Genomic DNA, 2,211 nt, shown 5'->3' with positions numbered 1-2,211 from the left:
AGAGTGGGGACATTTGGAATCAACCCCTTTCTTGAAATGGAGAACAGCATATTGTCTCACTTGAGCTAAAATAAAAATAAGGACTTTATGCCCCTAAAACTAAAAAACTTGAACATCGAGTATTAGATAATCTCCCTTCTTAAAGTTCAATTCTATAAGGGCAAGGAATTCTAAGAGAATAGCCTTCTCTTCTTTTTGTGCAAGATTAGAAAGGTCAGTAAATTCCTTCCTGAGCTCTTCTTGACAAAGGTGGATTAACTCCATCGCTTTATCAAAATTGAATAAGACTCGCTCTTTCATTACCTCCAGTAAATTTACCAACTGAAAGTTAGCCCTTAGTGGTGACTGTTGAATAACCTTTATGGCCTGGCCATATTCATAATTGAGGATTAGAGGCGTTACGATGGCTATGTATCTCTCACGATTTAACTCAGAAAATACATTCACCTCATAAATCTTTGAATCTTCTCGACTAACATAAAGATGTTTGACAGGAAGACTTACCATATTTAGAGCTATTGAAGTAGTCATAGCTGGTGTTCCAGTGGTAAGGAAGGCATAATTTTCAAGATTTGTATTGATCTCAGGAAACATCTGTTTAAACAAATCCTTAAAGAATTTACTCATCAGGTTGTAGTCTGATGGATTATTTGTGATTTTAATAATTTCCACCTTTGAAATTTTATAACTCTGTTGGGCATAGATTTTGATTAATTCAGCCGCCCAGATAGTATCTTGTCGCTGTGGTGAAGGTTGCTGGGAGGTAGCAATGAGATAAAGACTATCAATACCACGGTTTTTTAGATGTTCCATTAATGGAGCGAATATTGGAAAGGTTATTGTATTAGCTTTTCCTTGCAAGTCTTCGATTTCTTCTTTTATGAATTGAAATTCAATCCCTTGTCCTTGGGAAATCCTCTTAAGTTTCCCGTTACACTTTTTTACTTCATCTTTCAGTAGTTGAGCAAGTTTCTGCGTAACTTCATAGAATCTTTCAAATCGTAAATGAGAATTTACCTGAATATCACTATTACCAATGGGATAAAACAATGCCTTTGCCATTAATTTACACCTCACTTTTCTTCCATCATTATCCAGCCCAACGGATAGGCTGGTTGATTATCTCTAAAAACAATCCTGCGCGTCTTTGGGAAGATAGGGAATTGTTCCCATTTACCAGTACGAGGATTTTTTATTGATTTCCCCATCCGGAATTTACCTCTAAATCTTCTTAACATCTGGTTATCTAAATAATTTCCTGTCATTCCTCGCCAACCACTTCCCCAACCTAAATGAAGGAGAACCCCTTTTCTGTGGTCAGTAGGTATTTTAGCTAACAATTCTTCGTAATATTTTTTAAGTGGTTGCATTTTGCAGTCAGCAAAGAATTTAATCTCATTTTGGATAAACACCCTGGCATAATCATTGCACATCTTAGGGATTTGGGTAAGGTATCCTTTTTTATGGTCAAATTTGAGTATTCCCTTTGCCTTTGGATGCTCGAATAAAAAATTATCTATCTCTATATTTACCAACGAGCTAACAGATTCAGATAAAGGAAGCACTTCAGCAAAAGTCTGCCACCTTTTCCAGCCATAGTTATCAGCATTAGTAAGGGTTAAGGTTCTTATCTCTTCTACAGCAAGGTTTTTTATTTCAAACTCCACATCCCCTACCTGTAATCCTCTTAAAAAATCATAGTTCGGCTCTTTCCCAAATAGATATTTATCATCTTTCCCAAATAGATATTTATCAAGAAGATTATCTGCTTGTTCTTTTTTTACCTTAGGGTTGTTAAGTATTTCGTCTAATCTATCATTAATTTTATCTGGTGGTGAATTCTTTATGAGATGCCATAAGATTACCGTTCTCAGAGCTCCTTTGATTGAGCTTCCTGGGATATAAGGGTTGCCAAACCCTGTCTTAACAAACTCATTTATCTCTTTCCCTGGTGTTAGAATGGCAAGATGGTATTTTTCGACATCCTTGTATAAAATTTTGTAGTCATCCAGGAATCTTTTTATCTCAAATTCTCCCTTGCCAAACTCATTTAATGCCACTGGGTTATCCCTTAGAATATCTATAACTCGATGTTCAAGTTTTTTAGTTTTAGGGGCATAAAGTCCTTATTTTTATTTTAGCTCAAGTGAGACAATATGCTGTTCTCCATTTCAAGAAAGGGGTTGATTCCAAATGTCCCCACTCTCGATT

Annotated in this window: 2 protein-coding genes; both read right to left on the bottom strand. The window is 35.8% G+C overall.

Annotated features, from left to right (window positions below; translation table 11 throughout):
* Positions 1-99: 99 nt before the first annotated feature.
* A complete protein-coding gene (locus AB1422_19015; GenBank protein MEW6621393.1) occupies positions 100-1,077 on the bottom strand; it encodes a hypothetical protein in 978 nt (325 codons plus the stop codon).
* A complete protein-coding gene (gene csm5 / locus AB1422_19010) occupies positions 1,074-2,060 on the bottom strand; it encodes a type III-A CRISPR-associated RAMP protein Csm5 (GenBank protein ID MEW6621392.1) in 987 nt (328 codons plus the stop codon). Before csm5 ends, AB1422_19015 begins: the two co-directional genes overlap by 4 nt.
* Positions 2,061-2,211 lie beyond the last annotated feature (151 nt).

It is taken from the genome of bacterium (assembly GCA_040757115.1).
Classification (GTDB): domain Bacteria; phylum UBA9089; class CG2-30-40-21; order CG2-30-40-21; family SBAY01; genus JBFLXS01.
Note: the sequence above shows the minus strand (reverse complement) of the source record. Positions and strands in the feature narration are given on the sequence as shown.